This is a genomic window from Sphingobium mellinum (assembly GCF_037860795.1).
GTDB lineage: Bacteria > Pseudomonadota > Alphaproteobacteria > Sphingomonadales > Sphingomonadaceae > Sphingobium > Sphingobium mellinum.
In genome coordinates this window covers 614,808-636,133 of record NZ_JBANRK010000001.1, presented here as the reverse complement: position 1 = coordinate 636,133, position 21,326 = coordinate 614,808, and the positions used below count along the sequence as shown (strand labels likewise).

The following is a 21,326-nucleotide window of genomic DNA, read 5'->3' as shown; positions in this document are numbered from 1 at the left end:
AGGGTGACGGGGCGCAAGCTCGGCCCTATAGTCGGTGGAAGATGGCTGTCGCGATCCTCCTTTCCGCCCTGGCCATGAGCGCCATCGTCGCCATGCGCTATGTGCTGAGCAGCGGCGGCTTTGCCCTCATCACGCATGTTCGCGAGCCGGGACTTTACCGGGGGCTGGACCGGCAGATCCGGCGGGAGATCGGCTGGTCCATCGCATCCGCGCTGATCTATGGCGTGCCGGCGGGGATCGTCGCCTGGGGCTGGCAGGCGCGCGGATGGACACGCATCTACAGCGACGTGCAGGCCTGGCCGCTCTGGTATCTGCCGCTGTCGGTGCTGCTGTATCTCCTCGCGCACGATGCCTGGTTCTACTGGACGCATCGCTGGATGCACCAGCCGCGCCTGTTTCGGGTCGCCCACGCCGTTCATCATGCGAGCCGGCCGCCCACGGCCTGGGCTGCGATGAGCTTTCATCCGTGGGAGGCGCTGACGGGGGCCGTGGTCATCCCCGCGCTGACGTTGCTGATCCCCATCCATGTCGCGGCGCTGGCGACCGTGCTGACCATCATGACGGTGATGGGCGTCACCAATCATATGGGGTGGGAAATGTTCCCTCGCTGGCTGGTGCAGGGGCCGGCCGGACGCTGGCTGATCACCGCCAGTCACCACCAGCGGCACCATGATCTTTATGCCTGTAATTACGGCCTTTATTTCCGCATCTGGGACAGGCTGTGCGGCACGGATGGAGGGCTGGGCAAGTGCGGAAGGGCGCGGGCATGAAACGAGGGTGGCTGGCGCTGCCGGCTGTGATGGTCGGGCTGGTCGGGGCGGCATCCGACTCCAACCAGCCACTCAGCATGGGCGTCGAAGGCCTGCGGTCGACCAGGGGCAATATCCTGATCTGCGTCACGCGGCAGCCGCGCTATTTCCCCGATTGCACCAGCGATCCGGACAGGCGGCATTTCGCCGTTCCGGCCGGATCGGGCGCGATCGCGCTGGGCGCCATGGCGCCGGGCGAATATGCGATCGCCATCATCCATGACGAGAATGGCAATGGCAAGCTGGACACTTTTGCCGGCATTCCGCGCGAAGGCGTCGGTTTTTCGCGAAACCCCACGATCCGCTTCGGCGCGCCGAGTTTTCGATCCGCGCAGTTCGCGATCGGCGCCGCGCCAGTGCGGCAGGATGTGAAGGTCCGGTATTTCCTTTGATCCCCTGCGGAACCGCATTGGCAGCGAAACATTCTAGGGTGCTGACCAATATGGTGAAAAAACAGGGGATTTATGGATCATCGTCACATTCTGATGGCAGGGCTTGCCCTCCTTACGCTCGGTTCCGCTCCTGACGCGAAGGCGCAGGAGGATAATCACAGCAGCCTGACCGTGGGCGTCGGCGCGGCAGTCATCCCCAGTTATGAGGGATCGGACGATTACCGCGTCATCCCCGTTCCGCAGCTGCGCGGCAAGGTCCACGATTTCGCATTCTGGACACGCGGGCCGTCGCTCTACCTGGACGCCATTCCCAATCGCGACGACGACGGCCTGGATTTTGAACTGGGGCCGATGGTGAATGCGCGTCTGGATCGGTCGAGCCGCAAGGCGATCAAGGATGACGCCGTGCGCGCGCTGGGCAAGCGCGACGTCGGTGTCGAGGTCGGCGGCTTCATCGGGCTGGGCAAGACGGGGGTGTTCACCAGCGCCTATGATAATCTGTCCGCGCGCGTGGCCGTCGCCAAGGAGGTGGCGGGCGGCCATGGAAGCTATGTCATAACGCCTGCGATCGAATATGCGACGCCGCTGTCGACGCGCAGTTTCGTCGGACTGGGCCTGTCGGCCGAATATGTCGGCAAGAAATATGGCCATTATTATTACGACATCGACGCGGCGGGCGCGGCCGCTTCGGGCCTGCCGGTCTACAGCCGGGCGGGTGAGGGGGCCGGCTTCAAGAAGGTCAGCGCCAACCTGACCGGCGGCGTGTCGCTGTCTGGCGACCTGCGCCGGGGCTGGGCGCTGTTCGCGCTGGGAGGCTATTCGCGCCTGCTGGGCGATTATGCGGATTCGCCCATCGTGAGCATCGCGGGATCGAAGAACCAGTGGATAGGCGCGGTCGGGGTCGGCTATACCTTCTGACCTTGTGCCGGTAGGGTGACGCCCCACATAAGAGGCTGTATGGAGGCGGCACCCAACCGCAGGCAAACAGGAGACAGAAAGCGTGGCGACCCTTGGAATGAGCGAGGCTGACAAGGCGGCGGTGGAGAAATTCCGCCGCGATGTGGTGGAGCCGTCGCGCACCCAGCTGGTCATCGTCGATTTCTGGGCGGAATGGTGCGGCCCCTGCAAGCAGCTTGCCCCGGTGATCGAGAAGGTCTGCGCCGACTATGCGGCCAAGGGTGTCAAGCTGGTCAAGATCAATGTCGATGAGGACAAGTTCATAGCGGCCCAGTTCCGCGTGCAGTCCATCCCGACGGTTTACGCCGTTTTCCAGGGCCAGCCCGTCGCCGACATCAGCCAGGCCCGCACCGAAGGGCAACTGAAGCAATATCTGGACCAGCTGCTGGCGCAACTGCCGATCGAGTCGGATGAAAAGGCACAGCTGGAGGAGATCGCGCCGCTGATCGCGATGGGCGAGGAATTGCTGGTCGGCGGCGAGCATGAGCGTGCCCTGTCGGTGTTCGAGCAGATCGCCGATCTGGTCCCTGACAATGCCGATGTGGCCGCAGGCCGCGCGCGCGCCCTGGTGGCCCTGGCGCGACTGGACGAGGCCGAGGCGGTGTTGGCCGCGCTGCCGGCGGATGTGGCGAAGGACCAGGCGGTCGATCGCGCCCACGCGGCCATCGCCCTGGCCCGCGACGCAAGGCCGGTGTCCGACCTTTCGGGCGTCGAGGCGAAGGTTACGGCCGATCCCGACGATCATGAAGCGCGGTTCGAACTGGCCGGCGGGTTGATGGCGAATGGCGACCGCGACCGTGCCGCCGAAGAACTGCTGGAGATCGTCCGGCGCGATCGCGCCTGGAATGACGGTGCGGCGCGTGCCCAGCTGCTGAAATTGTTCGAGGCGACCGGCCTTGAGGATCCGTGGGTGGCGGCGCAGCGGCGCAGGCTGTCGCAGATCCTCTTTTCCTGAACCGGGCGTCCTTCCCGTGAACAGCGCGCGCGTGTCCATCTTTCCGCTTTCGGGCGCGCTGCTCCTGCCGGGAATGGAGCTGCCGCTCCATATCTTCGAGCCGCGCTACCAGGCGCTGATCCACGACGCGATGGCGCGCGATCGGCGCATCGGCATGATCCAGCCGCGCGCAGAGGGCCCCCGGCCGGCGCTGTTCGATATGGGCTGCCTTGGCCATATCGCGCATATCGAGGCGCTGGAGGACGGGCGTTTCAACATATTGCTCAAGGGGCTGGCCCGTTTCCGCGTGGTCCGTGAACTGGATGTGGCGACGCCGTTTCGCCAGATCGAAGCCGATGTCGAGCAGGCGCCGGGGGATGAGATACTTTCCGCCGTGGAGCGGGCGGCGCTGGAGCAGGAATCGCGGCGCTTCGCCGAAATGCTGGGCTATGTGGTGGACTGGACTGCCGTGTCGCGGCTCGACGACATGGCGCTGGTGAACGGTATCGCCCAAGTCGTGCCGTTCGATCCAGCCGCCAAGCAGACGCTGTTGGAGGCCGATACGCTGAATGAGCGGTCGGAGCGGATCATCCAGTTGATGCAGATTGTCGGCCGCGCCGAGCGCGATGGCGGCGCGACTCTGCAATGAACGCGGCGCTGGATCCCTGGCTGCTGGCGAAGCTCGTCTGCCCGGTTACGCGCACGCCGCTGCGTTGGGATGCCGAGCGGTCGGAACTGGTGTCGGAGGCGGCAGGCCTGGCCTATCCGGTGCGCGATGGCGTGCCGGTGCTGGTCGCGCGCGAGGCGCGCAGGCTGCGGGCCGAATAGTCGCTCCCGAACAAAGGGAAAAGGCCGGCCCGGGCTATGCCGGACCGACCTTCCTGCGACGCGATGAAAGTTCAGAATTTGAATTCGATGCGGGCGTAATAATAGCCGCCCGAAGTCCCGTAAGGTCCGTGGTTATAATAGCTGTTGTAAGCGCCCGAGCCGTTGACGAAGGGTGAGGTGCCCGGGGGAATTGTGAGGCCTTGCAGCAGGGCGGGCACGTCCGGCCGCTTGTCGAACAGATTGTTGGCGCCGATCGAGAAGGTCACGAAGTCCGTGAAGTCATAGCTGGCCTCCAGGTCGGTGATGGCCGCCGCCTTGACCACCCCGTCATAGGAACAGGGCTGGCCCGCCGTCGTCAGCGTCGAACAGGATATCTGCGGTGTCACCAACACGCTGGTCTTGCCGTAGAAGGTTTCGCGCGCGTTGAGCTTGAACCGGCCGCTGCTGAAGAGAATGCCGGCGACGACCTTATAGTCCGGCGAGGCGCCCTCGATATAGCTTTCCGAAATCGCGCTGAAGACCGCCGGTATCCTGTTCTTGGTGATCTTCGTCTTGTTGTAGTTGGCGTTGAGCGACAGGTCGAGCTTTCCGAAATCGAGCATGACCGGATAGGAGGCGGAGAAGTCGATGCCCCAGGTCCGGGTATCGATGCCGTTGGTAAAGCTCGCCGCGCCGACATTCGGAAGCGCCGGGTCAAGGACGATTCCTGCGGCGGCCAGCGCGTTGAAGATCGCTGCGCCGCCCGGCTGTGTCACGCCACCCTGCACGGCATAGCGTGGGGCGGTTCCGGCGATGCGGTCCCTGATCTTGATATAATAGCCGTCCACCGTGATGGCGAGCTTGGGGATCGGACGCAGGACGACGCCGCCCGACAGGTTGGTGGACTTTTCCGGCTTCAGCGAGGGGAAGCCGAGCAGCAGGGCGGCGGCTGTGCCGGCCGGAAGCTGGGCCACCGCGCTGGTCGGGCCTACGCTGATCGTCGAATATTTCTGTTCAGCGAGCGTGGGAGCACGGAAGCCGGTGCTCGCCGTGCCACGGATAGCGAAAGCGGGCGAGAAATCATATCGGCTCGTGATCTTGCCGATCGTGGTGTCGCCGAAGTCGGTATAATCCTCATAGCGGCCCGCCACGTCGACGGTCCAGCCTTCCAGCGGTTCGGCAATGAAGTTGATGTAGCCGGCCTTGGAACTGCGCGCGTAGCTGCCCGCGTCGGATGCCTTGTATCCGGGGAAGGATTGAACGCCCGTCTTGTATGTCGACGCGAAGTCGCCCTGTACGATTTCATAGGTGTCGCGGCGATATTCGCCACCGAAGGCGAAGGTCAGCGGTGACGCCATGCCGATATCGAATTCCTTGCGGATGTCCGCGGTCACCGTGGTCTGGCTCAGGCGGAAACCGCCGTCATAGGCCTTGTCGGGCGTATTGGGCACGCCGATGCCCGCGAGCGAGGCGGCATAGCTTTCCTGCCACAATTCGCGATGCGCCGATCCTTCGGTCCAGATGTCGTCCTTCTGACGGCCGTAGGTCGTGCTGATGTCGTAGTTCCAGCCCGCGCCGAACTCGCCCTTGCCGCCGATGGTGAAGCTATATTCGTCCTCGATCACATGCTGTAGCGGCACCATTCCGACGACGCCGGTGTTGCCGTAGCAGATCGAGGGGTTGTAGGCGGTGGAGGTGATCGAGCCGCTCAGATTGCCCGCCTCATAGCAGATGCGCTTGGGGTGGCGGTACCCTTGCTTGGCGTAGCCGACGCGATGAGCATAGTCGCCGAAACTGTACAATTCTATGCCGCCGAAATCATAGCCCATATTGTAGAAGGCTTCGGTCAGGTAGGTCTTGGGCTGGCCGCCATTGATGCCGGAAAGCGCATCGCCCGCCAGATTCGCCCATTGCGCCGGAACATTGGGTTGCAGGGTGCCGTCCGGTTTGGTGATCTGCACCTGGCCGGTGCCGACCGTCGTGTAATCCTGCCGCCGGTGGAAGAGGGTGAGATTGAAGAACCCGTCCTCGCCAAGCTTGAAGCCGACATTGCCCGAGGCGGAGAACAGTTCGCCCTCGCTGTCGTAATATTGGCCGCCGGTGACCTTGAACGTGCCGCCTTCGTCCTGGTCCTTGAGGATGAAGTTGATGACGCCGGCGATCGCGTCCGTGCCATAGACGGCCGCTGCGCCTTCCTGGAGCACTTCGACGCGGGCGACGGAGTCCGGCGGGATGAGATCGATGCTGGGCGCGGCCGATCCTTGGAACGCGCCCGCGATGACCTGAAGGATGCCGTTGCCGTGGCGGCGCTTGCCGTTGACCAGCACCAGCGTGTGATTGGGGCTGAGACCGCGTAGCCGGGCGGAGAGGGAGAAGCTGGACAGGTCGGTGCCCTGCGTCTGCGCGGTGAAGCTGGGGACGATCTGGGTCAGCACCTGGTTGAGATTGGGCTGACCGACATGGCTGATCGCTTCCTCGCCCAGCACCTGGACGGGCGCTGCGGCTTCGGCAGCCTGCATGCCCACCGCGCGCGTCCCGGTGACGATGATCGCGTCGCCTTCGCCCGCTTGCGGCGCGTCCTGTGCGATCGCCGAGGCGGACCAGGAAGTAGCTAGAATGAGAGAAAGTCGAAGAGCTGATATTCGTGTCATCTATTACCCCCTGCTTTGCATTATCGTTACAGAGGGTGAGACGAAGATTTACGAGGAAGCCCCTATTGCGGTGCACAAAAAATTACAATTTTGTTATTCTTTTTTGAATATTTAGTTTGATGGCGCAAGATAATACTATTCTATCCTTGCAGCCGCAATTGAGAATGTTGCAAGGTGGCTGCGCATTTTGCATGCCGGTGGCATGGAGGATGTCGCGCCGCCATTCGTTATGGGGCCATTCGTTATTGCAAAGCCGGCTGCGGCGCCGGGGACGCTGGGGAACGAGCCCTTCAGGAGCCCAGCGCCGTTTCGATCAAGTCGCGGCCTTCCCTGCTGTTCCAGTCCATCGCGCCGATCACGCGCGCGACCTCCTTGCCGTCGCGATCATAGAGGAGGGTGGTCGGCAGCATGCCGGTGGCATAGTGGAAGCCGAACTGGTTTTCCGGGTCGATCCAGCCCTTGAGATGCGCCAGCCTGTGCTTTTTGAAGAAGGGCCCGACCACGCTTTCCCCCTGGCTGTCCTGCGATATGGTGAGGACGGCGAGGCCTTTTGCGCCATAGGCCTGCGCCACCGCGTCGAGCGTCGGCATTTCCGCAACGCAGGGCGCGCACCAGGTCGCCCAGAGATTCACCAGCACCGGCTTGCCCGCGAAATCCTTGAGCGTCACATCCTGGCCATCCGGCCCGGCAAAGGAGAAATCGGGGGCAGGGGTGCCGACCCTGGATCGGTCGAGCGTGTAGCTGAACGTGCCCTTCCCGCTGGCGGGTGGCGTCTTGGCCTCGCCGCTGGCCGCGGGGGCTTGAGCGCTGCTATTTGCTTGACCTTGCCCCGGAGGCGGTGATTGCCTATCGCACGCGGCGAGGCCAGCCAGCAGGAGCAGTGTCATTACGCAGGGCAAAGTTGATCGTGACGGGGAAGTACGCACGGGGGACGGCTCCAACAGCATGTGGGGCGGGCGCTTCGCAGCGGGCCCGGCTTCGGTTATGCGCGAGATAAATGCCTCCATCCCGTTCGACAAGCGATTGTGGAAACAGGATATCGCCGGGTCCAAGGCGCATGTCGCCATGCTCGCGAAGCAAGGCATCGTCAGCGACGAGGACGCGCGGGCCATCAGCGCGGGCCTCGACACGATCGCCGCCGAATATGAAGCCAACGGCGTGCCGGTGAACCTGGACCTTGAAGATATTCACATGGTCACGGAATCGCGTCTGGCGGAACTGATCGGACCGGTGGCCGGGCGGTTGCACACGGCGCGCTCGCGCAACGACCAGGTGGCGACGGATTTCCGCCTTTGGGTGCGCGATGCGATCGACGAGGTGGAGGCCGGTCTGGCGCGGTTTCAGCAGGCCCTGCTTGCCCGCGCCGAGGAGCATGCCGACGCGGTGATGCCGGGCTTTACCCATCTTCAGTCGGCACAGCCGGTAACGCTCGGCCATCACCTGATGGCGTATAACGAGATGATCCGGCGCGACCGCAGCCGCTTCGCAGACGCCCGCGCGCGGCTTGACGAATGTCCGCTGGGCGCGGCGGCGCTGGCGGGGACGGGCTTTCCGATCGACCGGCAGGCGACGGCGGCGGCGCTGGGTTTTGCCAAGCCGACCGACAACAGCCTCGACAGCGTCAGCGACCGGGACTTCGCGCTCGACTATCTGATGGCGGCGACCCAGCTGGCGCTGCACCTGTCGCGGCTGGCGGAGGAGTTCATCATCTGGGCGAGCCAGCCCTTCGGCTTCGTCAAGCTGCCCGACGCCTATTCGACCGGCAGCTCGATCATGCCGCAGAAGCGCAACCCCGACGCCGCCGAACTGGTGCGTGGCCATGCGGGGCGGATCATGGGCTGCATGAACGCGCTCTGCGTGACGATGAAGGGGCTGCCGCTCGCCTATTCGAAGGACATGCAGGACGACAAGCCGCCGGTATTCGAAGCGCACGACCTGATCGGACTGTCGATTGCCGCCATGACCGGCATGATCGAGACCGTGACGTTCCGCACCGACCGGATGCGCGCGCTCGCCGAGAGCGGGTTTGCGACCGCCACTGACCTGGCCGACTGGTTGGTGCGCGAGGCCAATGTGCCGTTCCGCGAGGCGCATCACATCACCGGCCGCGCGGTCGCGGCGGCGGAAAGCGCGGGCACGCCGCTTGCCAAACTGTCGATCGACACGCTCAAGGCTATTGATCCGCGCATCGACGAGCGCATCTATGCGGTGCTGACGGTCGATGCATCGGTCGCCAGCCGCAAGAGCCATGGCGGCACTGCACCCGATCAGGTGCGGGCGCGTATCGCGGCGGCGCGGAAGGACAGTGAGGCATGAGGATCGGCGGAACGAAGGGACTGGCGCTGGCGGTGCTGACGCTGGTTCTGGCCGGCTGTGGCGGGCGGCAGCCGTTGAAGCCCGTTCCGGGGCAGAAGCTGCCCGCGGTGCCGATAGGGGCTTCCGCCGCGCCGACGGCCCAGCAATTGATGACGCCTTCGATACAGGCGCGGCCGGAGCGCAGCGTCGAACTGCTGACGCAGTCGCATGAGCGCAAGGAAGATCCGTTCGACCTGCCGCCTGAAAGCAGCCTCGACAAGCCTCGCTAGGACACAAGACCCTTGGACCATTTCGACTATGTGAACGGCGCCATGCATGTGGAGCAGGTGCCCATGGTGGAGATCGCGGATGCGGTCGGCACCCCTGTCTATATCTATTCCACAGCGACGCTGGCGCGCCACGTCACCGTTTTCCGCGATGCGCTGGCGAAGCTCGAGAACCCGCTGATCGCCTTCGCGGTGAAGGCCAACCCGAATGGCGCCGTGCTGGCGACGCTGGCGAAGCTCGGCCTGGGGGCGGATGTGGTGTCGGGCGGTGAACTGCTGCGCGCCATCGCTGCGGGCATTCCGGCAGAGCGGATCGTCTTTTCGGGGGTCGGCAAGACCGCGGACGAGATGCGCCTGGCACTGGAACATGGCATCTACCAGTTCAACCTGGAAAGCGAGCCGGAAGCCGAAATGCTCTCGCAGGTTGCGCTCGGCTTGGGCAAGAAGGCGCCGGTCGCCTACCGCATCAATCCCGATGTCGATGCCGGCACCCATGCGAAGATTTCGACCGGCAAATCGGAAAACAAGTTCGGCATTCCCTACACTCATGCGCTGGAAAGCTATGCCGTCGCGCGGGACCTGCCGGGCCTCGATGTGCAGGGCGTGGCCGTCCATATCGGCAGCCAGTTGACGGACCTGACCCCGCTGAAGTCCGCCTTTACCAAGGTGGGCGTGCTGATCGAGCAGCTTCGCGCGGCAGGGCACGCCATCCGCACGGCGGATCTGGGCGGTGGCCTGGGCGTGCCTTATGACCCGTCGATGCCGATCCCCCCGCTGCCCGCGGCATATGGCGAGATGGTGACCCAGGTGACGCAGGGCTGGGACGTGCGGCTGATGTTCGAGCCAGGGCGGGTCATCGTCGGCAATGCAGGGGCGCTGCTGTCGCGCGTGATACGGGTGAAGCAGGGCGCACAGGCGCCGTTCGTCATTGTCGACGCGGCGATGAACGACCTGATGCGGCCCAGCCTCTACGATGCCTGGCATGATATCCGCGCGGTGCATCCGGTGGGCCAGCGCGCGACGGCCAATGTCGTGGGTCCGGTGTGCGAGACCGGCGACACCTTTGCCATGCATCGCGACATGGACCTGGTGCAGGCGGGCGACCTGCTGGCCTTCATGACCGCAGGCGCCTATGGCGCGACGATGGCCGGCACCTACAACAGTCGCCCGCTGACGCCCGAAGTGCTGGTGTCCGGCGACCAATGGGCGCTTGTCCGCGCCCGCCCACCGATCGAGGCGCTGATCGAGGGTGATATCATCCCGGATTGGGTGCGCGACTGATGCAGAGCCTGCCCGTCTTTCTGACGGTGGCGGGCCGGCCGGTCATCCTGACCGGCACGGGCGAGGCGGCAGAGGCCAAGCGGCGCCTGCTGGAGCGGGCCGGTGCCCGGATCGTGGGCGAGGATGACGCCGCCGCACTGGCCATCGTCGCCGATGGAAACGAGGCAACGGTCGCTCGATTGCGGGCGCGCGGCGTGCTGGTGAATGCGACTGACCGGCCCGAGCTGTGCGATTTCACCCTGCCCGCGATCATCGATCGCAACCCGTTGTTGATCGCGATCGGCACGGGCGGCGCGTCGGCAGGGCTCGCCAAGGCGCTGCGGCAGCGGCTGGAGGCGCTGTTGCCGCAGCGGCTGGGCGAGCTTGCTACCGCCTTGCGGGACGCGCGCCAGGCAATCAGGGCAAGGTGGCCCGATCCCGCCGCGCGCCGCCGCGCCATCGACGCGGGGCTGGCGCCGGGTGGACCGATCGACCCCCTCACCGATGCCGCGCCGGACGCCGTGCCGCGCTGGCTGTCGGAGCAGGGCGATATGGCCCCCTCCCGGCTGGTGACGATCGGGCTTCTGTCGGGCGATCCGGACGATCTGACCCTGCGGGCGGCGCGGCTGCTGGGCGAGGCCGACCGGGTCTATCACGCGCCGGGTGTGCCCGCTATCATTCTGGACCGGGCGCGGGCCGATGCGGCGCGCATTCCCGCCGCGACTCCGCCAAAGGAACCGGGGGAGGGGCTGTCGCTCTGGCTGGAGATGCCGCGATGAGCCGGGTGTTCACCAATGATGGGCACCGGACGCGGGAGATTTCGCTAGAGGAATTTTATGCGCAGGCCGATCGCGCGGCGTTCAACTGGGTTCATGCCGATGGCTGGCGGGAAGATGCCCATATGGTCGCCGCGCGCTGCGACGATATGCCGCAGGCGGCGCTGTCCGCCCTGCTGGCGCAGGAAACCCGTCCGCGCTGCACATTGATGGCCCATGGCGCACTTGTGAACCTGCGGGGACTGGGGTCGGTCGAGGATGGCGGCGGCGATCCGCTGGTGTCCATCCGCCTGTGGGCGGAACATGCGCGGGTGATTTCGGTCAGCTACCGCCCGCTCGCCGCGCTGGAACCCGTCATCCTTCGCATGCTCGCCGGAGAAATCCGCGATCCGGGCGACCTGATTGCCGCGCTCGCGCAGGAGATCACCGAGGCGCTTGATCCCGAGATCGCGGAACTGGGCGACGATCTGGACGAAATCGAAAGCGCGCTGATCGGCCTCGCTCCGGCCGAAGTGCGCCATCAGGTTTCGGAAATCCGCGCCACCGCGATTGGCTATCGCCGCTTCATCGCGCCGCAGCGCCAGGCGCTGGAGCGCTTGTCCACCGCAGACGTCGCCTGGCTGGAACCCGAAGACCGGCTGCATTTGCAGGAAGCGGCCGATCGCTGTGCGCGCATGGCGGAAGAACTGGAAGCGGTGCGCGAACGATCGGCGCTGGCGCACGAGGAACTGACCGACCTGCGCGCGGAGCATATGAACCGCCAGGCGCTCATCATCTCGGTCGTGGCGCTGGTCTTCCTGCCGCTTACCTTCCTGACCGGCTTACTGGGTATGAATGTCGACGGCATTCCTTATGCCCACGAACCCTGGGCCTTCTGGGGCGTGGTCGGAGTGTGCGCGGCGATTGCCGCCGCGATCAGCGGCTGGTTTGCCGCGACGCACTGGCTGCGACACTGAACCGCCGCGGCCGTCAGTGCCGTCCGGTGCTCAGACGGGCGATTTCCTCATTGAGCGCCTGGATCGAGGATACAAGTCGCGCCCGGTCGGCCTGCATCTCCCTCATCGCCTCGCGCGTTTCGCCCAGTTCCACCGCCCGACGGGCGATGCGGGCGTCGAGTTCGGCATTGTGCCGCGCCAGCGTGCCCAGTTCTTCCGCCCGCACGCACAGGTGACGCAGCCGCGCGTCCAGCACGTCGAAGTCGAAGGGCTTGGCGATATGGTCGTCAGCGCCTGCCTCAAGCGCTTCGATCTGGGCGGAACTATCCTGCCGCCCGGTGATCATGACGAAGCTCGCCTGGCCAGCGAGCCCGGCGGCGCGAATTTTCTTCATCGTGGCGATGCCGGGCAATGTCGTCATGCCCATATCGATCAGGATGATGTCGAAAGAGCGGGACAGCACCCGGTTGAGCGCGACGAACCCGTTTTCGGCCACGGCGACGTCATAATGGAGGTGCGACAGGCGCCGCGCCATCACCGCGCGCGCAGTCGGGTCCTCGTCCACCAGCAGAATGCGCCGCCGCCGAAGGGGACGCGATGCTTCGGTCGTCTCATCGCGTTCGACGCGCCGGACAATGGGGGCCTTGAAAAACTGCATGGCATTCATCTCCTGCACCCTTGACCATAGGAGCAGGGCGCAAAGAAATGGTTAACGCGCTCTTGACCCTGTTTATGTCACGGGTCGGGCGCGCAGCTGCGCCAGCCGGCACAGGCTGGTCGTTGCATCGCTGCTGACCTGGAGCAACAGGTTGGTCGTGAGGTGATGTGATGTGATGTCGGCCACTGCGCCGGGCGTATCAAGTATCTGGACAGGCCCCGGGGTGACGGGCATCGACGATGCGCTTGGCGTCGGCAGTTTGCAGGCGTCTGAAATTCCCTCATTATTACCGTACTGTATCGTACATGTTTTGATTGACAAGGTGGAGGGCCGAGCGCAAGGCATGCCCTCATGCCCACTCACTGAACATGCCTGTGAGTCGCCCGGCATTGCAGGCCGTGCATCGCTTGCGCGTCGGGCTGTCGATGGCAGGGCAGATCGACCGCACCAAGTAAGGAACCTTTCGTGACCGCGCCGGCAAACGACTATTCCTTTCTCACGCCACGCCAGCGGCTGCTGGCGGCGATGGTGCTGGCGCTCAGCAACTTGATGGTGGTGCTGGACCTGACCATCGCGAATGTGTCGGTGCCGCACATCGCCGGCAACATGGGCATTTCGCCCGACCAGGGCACCTGGATCATCACGTCCTACGCGGTAGCCGAAGCGATTGGCGTCCCGCTTACGGGCTGGCTCGCTCAGCGCTTTGGCGCGGTGCGCGTCTTCACGATGGCCATGATGGGCTTCGGCGTCTTCTCGCTGCTGTGCGGCCTGTCGATGACGCTGGGGATGATCGTGGTATGTCGGGTCGGCCAGGGACTGTGCGGCGGCCCGATCATGCCGATGTCGCAGACGCTGATGATCCGTATCTTCCCCCCCGAACAGCGGGGCCGGATGATGGGCCTTTGGGCGATGACGACGATGCTTGGCCCCGCGGCGGGGCCGATCGTGGGCGGTTATATCTCCGACAGCTGGAGCTGGCACTGGATCTTCTTCATCAACCTGCCGATCGCCGTCCTGTGCATCTTCGCCGCGCTGACGCTGCTGCGGCCGGTCGAAACGGAAAGGCGCAAGCTGCCCATCGATTTCGTTGGACTGGGCTTGCTGATCTTCTGGATCGGCTGCCTCCAGGTCGTTCTGGATCTTGGCCGCGACCATGACTGGCTTGCCGATCCCATGATCCTGGCGCTGGCCGTCATGGCAGGCATCGGCTTTTGCGTATTCCTGATCTGGGAACTGACCGAAGAACATCCGATCGTGGACCTGAAGGTGTTCCGGCACATCGGCTTCACGTCGGGCGTGCTGACGCTGGCCTTGTGCTTCGGCGCTTATTTCGCGGGCATCGTAATGATCCCGCAATGGCTGCAAATATCCATGGGCTACACCGCGCAGCAGGCGGGGCTCGTCACCGCCTTCACCTCCATCACGGCGATCACCACCGCGGCCCTGGCGGCGCGCCTGATGACCAAGGTGGACGTGCGCTTCATGATTTCGGGCGGGGCGTTGTGGCTTGGCATGGCGACGCTGGCCCGCGCGCGATGGACGAGCACGGCGGATTTCTGGACTCTGGCAACGCCCCAGATCGTGCAGGGTTTCGCCATGTCGTTCCTGATGATCCCCCTCACCACGCTGACGCTTTCGTCGGTTCGCCCGGAAGAGACGGCGTCGGCGGCGGGGATGCAGAATTTCCTGCGTACCATGGCGATCGCGATCGCGACCTCGCTGGTGCTGACCGGCTGGAGCAATGGCGAGCGCACCGCCCGTAGCGAAATCGTCTCCGCGCTCCCGCCGGACGCGCTATCGTCGTTGACCGGAACGGGGCTTTCGCCAGACCAGGGCCGGCAGATGCTGTCCGACCTGGTGGAGCAGCAGGCCATGGTCGTGTCGATGGACCATACCTTCTACGCGGCGACGGCGGTGCTCCTGGTCGCGGCGGTCCTTGTCTGGCTTGCCCCTCGCCCCCGCGCCAAGGTCGATGTTTCGGCCGCGCACTGATCAATGATGCGCGCCGCCGATTGACGCGGCGCAGCATCGCGGTCACTGAATGGCTCGAAAAGGTGGGTCTATGCGAATCGTCATCATCGACGACAGTGGCTTGCGCGCGACGGTGCTCGAAGAAGGGCTGCGCGAGGCGGGCTATGACGACATTCATATCGTTCCGCCGCGCGGCGGTTTCGTTGCGCGGCTGGAACGCATGGCGCCCGATGTCGTGCTGATGGACCTGGGCAGTCCCAGCCGCGACACGCTGGAAGAAATGCTGTCGGTCAGCCGCGCGCTCGCCCGGCCGATCGCGATGTTCGTCGACCAGTCCGACGAAGCCATGATCGGCGCGGCCATCGACGCGGGCGTGTCGGCCTATGTGGTCGACGGGCTGCGCAAGGAGCGGGTGAAGCCGGTCCTGGAACTGGCGGTCCGACGCTTCAATGCCTTCGCCCGGCTGCAGACGGAACTGGACGAGGCGCGCACCGCGCTGTCCGACCGCAAGATCGTCGACCGCGCGAAATCCATCCTGATGAGCCAGCGCGGGCTGTCGGAGCCGGACGCCTATGCGTTGCTGCGGTCGAGCGCGATGAACCAGGGAAAGAAGATCGTCGATGTCGCGCAAGCCCTGATAACGGCCAGCGACCTGCTCGGGGGAGGTTTATGACGACAGCGCTGCGTATCGCCTATCTGCCGTTGACCGACTCCGCCGTCCTGGCGGTGGCGCGGGACAAGGGCTTTGCGGAGGAGGAAGGCCTTTCCATCGACCTGGTCCGCACAACGAGCTGGGCAACATTGCGCGACCGGCTGGTGTTCGGACAGGTGCAGGCGGCGCATATGCTGGCGCCGCTGGCCGTTGCCGTGACGCTGGGCCTCAGCCAGCAGGCCGCGCCTCTGGCCGCGCCATATAAGCTCAACGTCAACGGCAACATGCTGGTAATGGCGAAGGAGTTCGCGCAGGCGCTGGCCCCCGACATCGCCGCTCGCCTGGACGACCCGCTGGGGACCGCGCATGATTTTGCGGCGGCGATCGGCCTGTGGAAGCGCAAGCCTGTGATCGGCGTCGTCCATCGCTATTCCAGCCACGCGATCATGCTGCGCTACTGGCTGGCGAGCGCAGGGGTGGACCCGGACCGTGACGTACTGCTGCGCGTGGTGCCGCCGTCGCTGACAGTCGAGGCCATGCGCGTGGGCGAGATAGACGGCTTCATAGCGGGCGAACCCTGGGGCAGCGCGGCGGTCGACGCGGGCCTGGCGGAAGCAGCGGCGATCGGCGAACGCATATGGCGGCGCGGGGTGGAAAAGGTGCTGGCGTTCCGCACGCCCTGGCTGGAGGAAAACCCGCAGACCGTCGATGCCCTCATCAGGGCGCTGGTGCGGTCGGCTGCCTGGTGCGACGATCCGGCCAACCATGAGTCGCTGGCCCACCTGCTCTCGCAGCCCCATTTCGTCGACGAGCCGGCCGATCTCATCCTGCGCGCGCTGACCGGAGGCATCGTCGCGCGGGCCGACATGCCGCCGCTCGACATGCCTGACTTCATGCTTTTTTCCCGTGAAGCAACGCCCTTCCCGTGGCGTAGCCAGGCGCTATGGATCTATTCCCAACTGGTACGCTGGAAAATGGTCGAGCATAGCGCCGAAAATGCGGCAAAGGCTGGATCGGTGTTTCGTCCCGACATATTTCGCCGCGCGCTTGCGGAAAGTGACGTGCCGCTGCCGGGCGCCAGCATGAAACTGGAAGGCGCCGTGGCCTCTCCTCTGGCGGTAGGATCGAAGCGGGGCGAACTGACGCTGGGGCCAGACAGTTTTTTCGATGGTCGGGTATTCGATCCCGAACGGATCGAGGATTTTCTCGCCAGTTTCTGAAGGCGTCAGATGTTCAAAAAATTGTGCCTTGCAACATGATGCGAATCGTTGGATAAAGCAAGAATCGCGCGACGAAGCGCGTTCAGGAAGAGCACGTCCAGGGCTGGTATCGCGCTCTCCCGCCATTAATTTCGCAGCAAAGCCGCTGGCCGGATCTCGTAGGAACGAGTGTCCGGAGAGCGGCTTTTTTCGTGTCCATTTCACAAGATTGAAGGACCTCACGATGGCAACTGCTTATTGGGACCGCGACAAGGGCGGCGAGGGTCTGGACGGCCAGACCAGCTTCTGGAAGGCGGGTCATTCCCCCACGCTGATCGCGTCTTTCCTCTATTTCGACCTGGCCTTCATGGTGTGGGTGCTGTTGGGGCCGCTGGCGCCTTCCATTTCCAAGACGCTGGGTCTGACCCCCGCGCAAAAGGGACTGATGGTCGCGGTGCCCACGCTCGCGGGCGCACTGTTGCGCGTCGTCAATGGCCTGCTGGTCGACCGCATCGGTTGCAAGCAGGCTGGCGCGATCAGCCAGGTCATCGTGATCGCCGGCCTCTTCACCGCCTGGTTGCTGGGCGTCAGCAGCTTCGGCGGCACATTGGCGCTGGGCGTCGTCCTGGGCTTTGCCGGCGCGAGCTTCGCAATCGCGCTGCCGCTGGCAAGCCGCTGGTATCCGCCGGAGCACCAGGGCAAGGCCATGGGGCTGGCTGGCATGGGCAATTCCGGGACCGTGCTCGCGTCGCTGTTCGCCCCTGTGCTTGCCAAGCTGTTCGGCTGGAACGCAGTGCTGGGCCTTGCCTGCATTCCGCTTACCCTCGTCTTTGTTGCCTATACGCTAATGGCGAAGAACGCGCCCAATGCGCCGGCACCTAAGAAGCTGAAGGACTATTTTCATCCGCTCAAGAGCGCCGATGCCTGGTGGCTGATGGGCTTCTACGCGGTGACCTTCGGCGGCTTCGTCGGCCTTGCCGCCTCGCTGCCGATCTATTTCACCGACCAGTTCGGCCTGACCCCGATCGTTGCGGGCTATTGCACCGCCGGTTGCGTGTTCGCCGGATCGCTGGTCCGTCCGATGGGCGGCGCGCTCGCTGACAAGATCGGCGGCGTCAAGGCGCTGATGATGGTCTATATTGCCGCCGCGCTGGCATTGGCCGGCGTGTCCTATGCCCCGACGCTGGTATCCGCGCTTGGCTTCTTCGTCGCCGCGATGCTGGCGCTGGGCGTCGGCAACGGTTCGGTGTTCCAGCTGGTGCCGCAGCGCTTTCAGGCGGAAATCGGCGTCATGACCGGCCTGGTCGGCATGGCGGGCGGCATTGGCGGCTTCTATCTCGCCTCGTCGCTGGGCATCGCCAAGCAGTTCACCGGCAGCTTCGCGCCCGGTTTCCTGATCTTCGCGGGCCTCGCGGTGGTGGCCTTCCTTGGGGTGTCGCTGGTTCGTGCGAAGTGGCGCACGACCTGGAACAGCGGCGCACGTATCTGACAAGCTTGCAGGAGGGGAGGCGGCGGCACTCGGAAGAGGAGCCGCCGCCCTTGCATGTCCCGCCAAAGCCTGGAGCGGGAGCCGCAAGTCGGCGCGAAAGGGCAAAAACCTCCTACGAATCGCTTGACCCTCATGGCGATTCATTTATGCTGCACTGCGAAGGACAGGGTTGTCCTCCACTCACATAGCTGACTTGGTCCATGGATGGGCCGCGGAAAGCGTGAATGATGGCAAAGCCGCCATCCAGACCTTTGGGTTAAATCCCAAGGATCCGGATGGCGGCTTTTTTTTATTCTGGAGTCAAGGGATGGATTTTCAGAACAACGCCGGACCCGAAACGGCCAACGAAGAGGACGTCTTCGTGCCTTCGGACGATGTCCGCGAACATCTGGTGGTCGTCGGCAATGGCATGGCCGGTTGCCGCGCGATCGAGGAACTTCTGGCGCGCGATGCGGGGCGTTACCGCGTCACGATCTTCGGCGCCGAACCCCATGTGAACTATAACCGCATCATGCTTTCGCCGGTTCTGGCCGGTGAGAAGAGCTTTGATGACATCATCATCAACAGCCGCCAATGGTATGATGATAATGGGATCACGTTGATCGCGGGTGATCCGGTGACGACCATAGACCGCGCCGCGAAGACGGTCACGAGCCAGTCGGGTCGCGCTGTTGGCTATGACAAGCTGCTGATCGCGACGGGTTCCGACCCGTTCATCATCCCGGTTCCGGGCAAGGACCTGCCGGGCGTGATCAGCTTCCGCGACATGAAGGATGTCGACACCATGCTGGAGGCCGCGAATGGCGGCGGCAATGCAGTGGTGATCGGCGGCGGTCTGCTCGGCCTTGAGGCAGCGCATGGCCTGACCCTGCGCGGCATGAAGGTCACCGTCATCCATCTGATGGACACGTTGATGGAGCGCCAGCTCGATGAAGCAGCGGGCTGGCTGCTGAAGAGCGCGCTCGAAGCACGGGGCCAGACCATCCTGACCGGCGCCAACACCGAAGCCATCTATGGCGACGGCAAGGTCGAGGGCGTCCGTCTGAAGGACGGCCGGGAAATCCCGGCCAGCCTGGTTGTGATGGCGGTAGGCATCCGTCCGTCGACGGCGCTGGCCCGCGAAGCCGGTATCGAAGTCAATCGCGGCATCAAGGTCGACGACCACATGGTCACGAGCGACCCCGATGTCCTCGCGGTCGGCGAATGCGTCGAGCATGACGGCAATGTCTACGGCCTCGTCGCGCCGCTGTGGGAAATGTGCCGCAGTCTTGCCGATGGCCTCACCGACCAGCATACGGGCTACAAGGGTTCGGTCACGTCGACCAAGCTCAAGGTCGCGGGTCTCGACGTCTTTTCCGCCGGCGACTTTTCCGGCGGCGAAGGTTGCGAGGACATCGTGCTGCGCGACGCCTCGCGCGGCGTCTACAAGCGCGTCGTGGTCAAGCAAGACAAGGTTATCGGCGCGGTCCTCTATGGCGACACGGCGGACGGCGGCTGGTATTTCGACTTGCTGAAGCGCGGTGAGGATGTCGGCGAAATTCGCGACCTGCTGATCTTCGGCCAGGCTTTCGCCTCGGGAGGAGGCGCGCTGGACCCTAAGGCGGCCGTTGCGGCGCTCTCGGACGATGCCGAGATCTGCGGCTGCAACGGCGTCAGCAAGGGCCAGGTCGTCGCCTGTATCGAAGCGGGCAATTGCTCGCTCGACGCGGTGCGTGGTTCCTGCAAGGCGTCGGCCAGCTGCGGCAGCTGTACGGGCCTGGTTGAAAACCTGCTGGCGGTGGTGCTGGGCGACGACGTGCAGTCGGGGCCAAAGACGATGTGCAAATGCACCAGCTTTGGCCATGACGATGTGCGCCGCGAAATCGTCGCGCAGAATATGCGCTCGATCCCCGAGGTGATGCAGCGGCTGCATTGGTCGACGCCCGATGGCTGCTCCTCCTGCCGCCCGGCGCTCAACTATTATCTGCTTTGCGCGCTGCCCGGTGAATATCAGGACGACCAGCAGAGCCGATTCGTCAACGAGCGGATGCACGCCAACATCCAGAAGGACGGCACCTATTCGGTCGTCCCGCGCATGTGGGGTGGCCTCACCAACCCGCGTGAACTGCGTGCCATCGCCGATGTGGTCGAGAAATATGATGCGCCGATGGTGAAGGTGACGGGCGGCCAGCGTCTCGACATTTTCGGCATCAAGAAGGAAGACCTGCCCGCCGTCTGGGCCGACCTCAATGCCGCGGGTATGGTGTCGGGCCACGCTTACGGCAAGTCGCTGCGCACGGTGAAGACCTGCGTCGGGTCCGAATGGTGCCGCTTCGGCACGCAGGATTCCACTGGCCTGGGCGTCAAGATCGAACGGATGACCTGGGGATCGTGGATGCCCCACAAGTTCAAGATTGCGGCGTCGGGTTGCCCCCGCAACTGCGCCGAGGCGACGATCAAGGACTTTGGCGTGGTCTGCGTGGACTCAGGGTACGAACTGCATGTCGGCGGCAATGGCGGCATCCACGTCCGCGCCACCGATCTGCTGTGCAAGGTTTCGACCGAGCAGGAGGCGCTCGATTATTGCGCCGCCTTCATCCAGCTCTATCGTGAGGAAGCGCGTTACCTCGAGCGTACCGCGCCGTGGATCGAGCGCGTCGGGGTCGACTATATCAAGCAGCGCATCGTCGAGGACGACGCAGGCCGCGAAGCCCTGCGCGCCCGCTTCCTCTATTCGCAGAGCTTCAGCCAGGACGATCCCTGGGCCGAACGCGCCGCTGGCCAGCATGCTGAACTGCACCAGCATCTCGACCCCATCGCAATCGCTGCGGAGTGAACGACATGACCGATTGGATCGACATCGGAACGCTGGCCGATATTCCCCAGCGCGGCGCCCGCACGGTGCAGATTGCGGGCGAAAAGGAAATCGCCGTCTTCCGCACCGGCGATGACAAGGTCTTCGCGCTGGTCAATGAATGCCCGCACAAGAAGGGGCCGCTCAGCCAGGGCATCGTCCACGGCCACAGCGTCGCCTGCCCGCTCCACAACTGGAACATCGCCCTGAAAACGGGCGAGGCGCAGGGCGCGGACGAAGGCTGCACGCCGACCATCGCGGTGAAGGAGGAAGGCGGCCGCATCCTGATCGCTCGCCCGGCCGCGCTGAAGGCGGCGGCTTGAGCTTCCGGTCCCCAGCCATAAAGGCGGGGACCCGGGTGGGGGTTGCATGTCGGCCATCCCTTGCGGCATGCGCCTCCACCCAATTCTCTCTCCTGGAC

At 64.7% G+C, this 21,326-nt stretch carries 21 protein-coding genes; 17 read left to right on the top strand and 4 right to left on the bottom strand.

The window, feature by feature from the left end:
• Positions 1-41: 41 nt before the first annotated feature.
• The 6 genes from AAC640_RS03230 to AAC640_RS03205 all read left to right on the top strand — a co-directional run bounded on the left by AAC640_RS03230 (position 42) and on the right by AAC640_RS03205 (position 3,920).
• Positions 42-770 carry a sterol desaturase family protein gene (locus tag AAC640_RS03230; protein ID WP_340264629.1) on the top strand — a complete coding sequence of 243 codons (729 nt, stop codon included), beginning with the start codon at positions 42-44 and terminating at the stop codon, positions 768-770.
• Positions 767-1,201: a DUF2141 domain-containing protein gene (locus tag AAC640_RS03225; protein ID WP_422794941.1), complete on the top strand. Its 435-nt coding sequence runs from the start codon at positions 767-769 to the stop codon at positions 1,199-1,201. The genes AAC640_RS03230 and AAC640_RS03225 overlap by 4 nt, the downstream gene beginning before the upstream one ends.
• Positions 1,202-1,273: 72 nt before the next feature.
• Positions 1,274-2,119, top strand: a complete 846-nt coding sequence (locus AAC640_RS03220) for a MipA/OmpV family protein (protein ID WP_340264628.1) — start codon at positions 1,274-1,276, stop codon at positions 2,117-2,119.
• A gap of 82 nt (positions 2,120-2,201) precedes the next feature.
• Complete coding sequence (locus AAC640_RS03215) at positions 2,202-3,113, top strand: tetratricopeptide repeat protein (protein WP_340264627.1); 912 nt, start codon at positions 2,202-2,204, stop codon at positions 3,111-3,113.
• A gap of 16 nt (positions 3,114-3,129) precedes the next feature.
• Positions 3,130-3,741 (top strand): LON peptidase substrate-binding domain-containing protein, encoded by a 612-nt coding sequence (locus tag AAC640_RS03210; protein ID WP_340264626.1) that lies wholly within the window; start codon positions 3,130-3,132, stop codon positions 3,739-3,741.
• Positions 3,738-3,920: a Trm112 family protein gene (locus AAC640_RS03205; protein WP_340264625.1), complete on the top strand. Its 183-nt coding sequence runs from the start codon at positions 3,738-3,740 to the stop codon at positions 3,918-3,920. The genes AAC640_RS03210 and AAC640_RS03205 overlap by 4 nt, the downstream gene beginning before the upstream one ends.
• 71 nt (positions 3,921-3,991) lie before the next feature.
• Here AAC640_RS03205 and AAC640_RS03200 read toward each other — a convergent pair whose 3' ends face one another.
• A complete protein-coding gene (locus tag AAC640_RS03200; protein ID WP_340264624.1) occupies positions 3,992-6,550 on the bottom strand; it encodes a TonB-dependent receptor plug domain-containing protein in 2,559 nt (852 codons plus the stop codon).
• A gap of 290 nt (positions 6,551-6,840) precedes the next feature.
• Positions 6,841-7,437, bottom strand: a complete 597-nt coding sequence (locus AAC640_RS03195) for a TlpA family protein disulfide reductase (RefSeq protein ID WP_340264623.1) — start codon at positions 7,435-7,437, stop codon at positions 6,841-6,843.
• Between the two features lie 58 nt (positions 7,438-7,495).
• Between AAC640_RS03195 and argH the strand changes: the two genes are divergently transcribed.
• From argH to AAC640_RS03170, 5 genes are read left to right on the top strand one after another with little or no spacing between them, the layout of a single operon-like run.
• Positions 7,496-8,866, top strand: a complete 1,371-nt coding sequence (gene argH, locus AAC640_RS03190; protein WP_340264622.1) for an argininosuccinate lyase — start codon at positions 7,496-7,498, stop codon at positions 8,864-8,866.
• Positions 8,863-9,135 carry a hypothetical protein gene (locus tag AAC640_RS03185; protein WP_340264621.1) on the top strand — a complete coding sequence of 91 codons (273 nt, stop codon included), beginning with the start codon at positions 8,863-8,865 and terminating at the stop codon, positions 9,133-9,135. The genes argH and AAC640_RS03185 overlap by 4 nt, the downstream gene beginning before the upstream one ends.
• 12 nt (positions 9,136-9,147) lie before the next feature.
• The gene (gene lysA, locus AAC640_RS03180; protein WP_340264620.1) at positions 9,148-10,413 is read left to right on the top strand and encodes a diaminopimelate decarboxylase; all 1,266 of its coding nucleotides are present in this window, start codon (positions 9,148-9,150) and stop codon (positions 10,411-10,413) included.
• Positions 10,413-11,171, top strand: a complete 759-nt coding sequence (locus AAC640_RS03175; protein ID WP_340264619.1) for a precorrin-2 dehydrogenase/sirohydrochlorin ferrochelatase family protein — start codon at positions 10,413-10,415, stop codon at positions 11,169-11,171. Before lysA ends, AAC640_RS03175 begins: the two co-directional genes overlap by 1 nt.
• On the top strand, positions 11,168-12,124 hold the full coding sequence (locus AAC640_RS03170; protein ID WP_340264618.1) for a zinc transporter ZntB: 957 nt from the start codon (positions 11,168-11,170) through the stop codon (positions 12,122-12,124). Before AAC640_RS03175 ends, AAC640_RS03170 begins: the two co-directional genes overlap by 4 nt.
• A gap of 13 nt (positions 12,125-12,137) precedes the next feature.
• Here the strand turns inward: AAC640_RS03170 and AAC640_RS03165 are convergent, their stop codons facing one another.
• Both AAC640_RS03165 and AAC640_RS03160 read right to left on the bottom strand, forming a co-directional pair.
• Entirely contained in the window at positions 12,138-12,761 is a 624-nt protein-coding gene (locus AAC640_RS03165; protein ID WP_340264617.1) for a response regulator transcription factor, read from the bottom strand.
• A gap of 72 nt (positions 12,762-12,833) precedes the next feature.
• The gene (locus AAC640_RS03160; protein WP_340264616.1) at positions 12,834-12,995 is read right to left on the bottom strand and encodes a hypothetical protein; all 162 of its coding nucleotides are present in this window, start codon (positions 12,993-12,995) and stop codon (positions 12,834-12,836) included.
• Between the two features lie 291 nt (positions 12,996-13,286).
• Between AAC640_RS03160 and AAC640_RS03155 the strand changes: the two genes are divergently transcribed.
• The 6 genes from AAC640_RS03155 (at position 13,287) to nirD (ending at position 21,228) form a co-directional block, all read left to right on the top strand.
• Positions 13,287-14,753, top strand: coding sequence for a DHA2 family efflux MFS transporter permease subunit (locus AAC640_RS03155; RefSeq protein WP_340264882.1), 1,467 nt, complete (start codon positions 13,287-13,289; stop codon positions 14,751-14,753).
• 70 nt (positions 14,754-14,823) lie between these two features.
• On the top strand, positions 14,824-15,405 hold the full coding sequence (locus tag AAC640_RS03150; RefSeq protein ID WP_340264615.1) for an ANTAR domain-containing response regulator: 582 nt from the start codon (positions 14,824-14,826) through the stop codon (positions 15,403-15,405).
• A complete protein-coding gene (locus tag AAC640_RS03145) occupies positions 15,402-16,604 on the top strand; it encodes a CmpA/NrtA family ABC transporter substrate-binding protein (RefSeq protein ID WP_340264614.1) in 1,203 nt (400 codons plus the stop codon). Before AAC640_RS03150 ends, AAC640_RS03145 begins: the two co-directional genes overlap by 4 nt.
• Positions 16,605-16,827: 223 nt before the next feature.
• Positions 16,828-18,072 carry a nitrate/nitrite transporter gene (locus tag AAC640_RS03140; RefSeq protein ID WP_340264613.1) on the top strand — a complete coding sequence of 415 codons (1,245 nt, stop codon included), beginning with the start codon at positions 16,828-16,830 and terminating at the stop codon, positions 18,070-18,072.
• Between the two features lie 307 nt (positions 18,073-18,379).
• The gene (gene nirB / locus AAC640_RS03135) at positions 18,380-20,887 is read left to right on the top strand and encodes a nitrite reductase large subunit NirB (protein ID WP_340264612.1); all 2,508 of its coding nucleotides are present in this window, start codon (positions 18,380-18,382) and stop codon (positions 20,885-20,887) included.
• 5 nt (positions 20,888-20,892) lie between these two features.
• Positions 20,893-21,228 (top strand): nitrite reductase small subunit NirD, encoded by a 336-nt coding sequence (gene nirD / locus AAC640_RS03130; protein ID WP_340264611.1) that lies wholly within the window; start codon positions 20,893-20,895, stop codon positions 21,226-21,228.
• The last annotated feature ends 98 nt before the right edge of the window (positions 21,229-21,326 follow it).